Genomic DNA, 2,293 nt, shown 5'->3' on the forward strand with positions numbered 1-2,293 from the left:
ATCATCATCACGGCAGTGAAGCGGCAGCACGAGCCGCAGCAGATCGTCGGTGACCTGTTGAACGCCGAGATCAGCGAGAAGCAGGCACGTTCAATCAAGTATCAGCTGACCATCGCGCGACTGCCTTTGGCAAAGGAAGTCGATGAGTTCGCCTTCGAGGACACGCCTGTGAACGAGACGCTGGTGCGCAATCTGGCAACAGGTGACTTCCTCGATCAGCAGTGCAACGTCGTGCTGATCGGAGGCACTGGATCCGGCAAATCGCATCTCGCCGTTAGTATCGCACGAGCCTGCATACGACATGGCAAGCGCGGCCAATGCTTCAATGTTGTGGACCTGGGAACAAGCTCGACGCTGAGGCCCGCGCCGACCGGCAGGGGCGCACCGCGGACTTGCTGTGTCGCCTCGACTTCCGGATCCTCGACGAGCTCGGCTACCTGCCATTCGCTCAAACCGGCGGACAACTCCTCTTCCACCTCATCAGCCGGCTCTACCAGCGAACGTCGATCATCGTGACGACAAACCTCGAATTCGGCGAATGGCCATCGGTCTTCGGCGATGCGAAGATGACGACCGCGCTCCTTGATCGCCTTACCCACCATTGCGACATCGTCGAAACCGGCAACGAAAGCTGGCGGTTCAAGACCCGCGAGTGACCGAAGACCCGCTGGCCCGATACGGCAGCGCTGCGTGATGGCTACACCGCATCGGGTCAGCTTCCGTTGTGCCAGAGGGGAGCATTTTGGGACGCCGATTAGGGGTCAAGATTGCGTGCCGTTTGACAATCTGGCCGTTGTTGATGACTTCAGTCGTGAGAATCTGGTGCTGGTGGCTGATACGTCGCTATCCGGCTACCGCGTTGCACGTGAACTGGTTCAGATCATCGCCGAATGCGGCATGCCAAAAACAATAGTTTCAGACAACGGAACTGCGTTCACCAGCATGGCGATCCTCAAATGGGTTCAGGATACGGGCATCGATTGGCACTACATCGCGCCCGGAAAGACCTAGCAGAACTGCTTCATCGAAAGCTTTAATGGAAAACTGCGGGACGAGTGTTTGAATGAAACGCTGTTCGACACATGCGCGATGCTCGCAAAACGCTTGAAGAATGGCATGAGGATTACAACTAGAGCAGACCACACTCAACCTTGGGCAACCTGATCCCGATGGAGTTTTTTGCAGGGAAAAGCGATGGACAAGATGGCTGCCTAACACCAAAAAATTAACCCCAAGGACTCCGCGCAAAGCTGGCGGAGACTTGGAGCTCAGGTCAATGCTAGATCGACATTCATGATCACGGCCGAGTGAATATGATATTGTCCCGCTGGAAGCCCCTTCTTGTCGACGAAAAATCCGGCGTCAACAGTCTGATACGGCTCAGTCTGGCCCGACGAACATTCGGTTTTTTGCGGCAGTAATGTGTTTTTGCATCGCCTCTTGCGCAGCGTCAGGTTGTTCCTTGCGTATGGCATCCAGTACCGCGCGGTGTTCAGCTAGCACAAGTTCTTGTCGAGAGGGTACGTCGAGGAGCGTCAGCGAGCGTGACAGTTTGACGCCGAAGGAGATTTGCGGCCCGAGCGCCTCCAGAACCGATACGAAGAATCTGTTTTTTGAGGCGCGCGCGATCGCCAAATGGAGCTTTTGGTCGGCATCAATGCCGAGTTCCTGCTGGATGTAGGAGCTTTCCAGAATCTGAAAGGCGTTTTCAATTTGCTTGAGATCTTCGGCATCGCGACGACGCGCAGCCCAAGCGGCTGCAGCTCCTTCGACATCGACGCGGAACTCATAGCATCTCTGAATATCGGCAATCGAGCCGAGCGGTACGAAGCTGACCACCTGCCGATCAGGGCGTCGTCGGATGTAATTGCCCGAGCCGCGCCTAGACTGGATTATTCCATCGGTGCGCAAACGCGCAAGTGCCGTGCGCAGAACCGGGCGTGACACGCCAACGCTCGATGCCAGCGTCTGGTCTGAGGGCAGTCGGGAGTTGACTGGATATTGTTCCTCAAGGATTTGGGTTAGTAACTGGTCAAACACCTGATCGGCGAGTGACGGGTGTTCGATCTCAGACAATGTCCTCTCCCTTGTTCTTGAACATTTCCAACGTCAACGTCGGCTGCCCGCTAAATTTCTTCCATAAGTCTTAGCGTGCGCAGATTATCCAGGCGATCGCTCTGGAATGGCTGCCCGTTCCGTAGTTCGCTCACGAAGTCGCTGATTGCGCCAGTAAAACAGGCTTGAAAATTAGCGGTGAGATCGTGCCGTGATACATCTGCGGGCCGCGACAATA

General features: G+C 55.7%; 1 protein-coding gene and 2 pseudogenes. 2 read left to right on the top strand and 1 reads right to left on the bottom strand.

What is annotated here, in order from left to right; translation table 11 throughout:
• Positions 1-656, top strand: a pseudogene (istB, locus tag QZ571_RS18440) (IS21-like element helper ATPase IstB).
• Positions 657-786: 130 nt separating this feature from the next.
• Positions 787-1,130, top strand: a pseudogene (locus QZ571_RS18445) (integrase core domain-containing protein); the annotation flags it as partial.
• Positions 1,131-1,380: 250 nt separating this feature from the next.
• On the opposite strand, the gene QZ571_RS18450 reads toward QZ571_RS18445, so the two are convergent.
• Entirely contained in the window at positions 1,381-2,076 is a 696-nt protein-coding gene (locus tag QZ571_RS18450; protein ID WP_295537628.1) for a FadR/GntR family transcriptional regulator, read from the bottom strand.
• Between the last annotated feature and the right edge of the window lie 217 nt (positions 2,077-2,293).

Source organism: uncultured Thioclava sp. (assembly GCF_913064665.1).
Taxonomy (GTDB): Bacteria; Pseudomonadota; Alphaproteobacteria; order Rhodobacterales; family Rhodobacteraceae; genus Thioclava; species Thioclava arctica.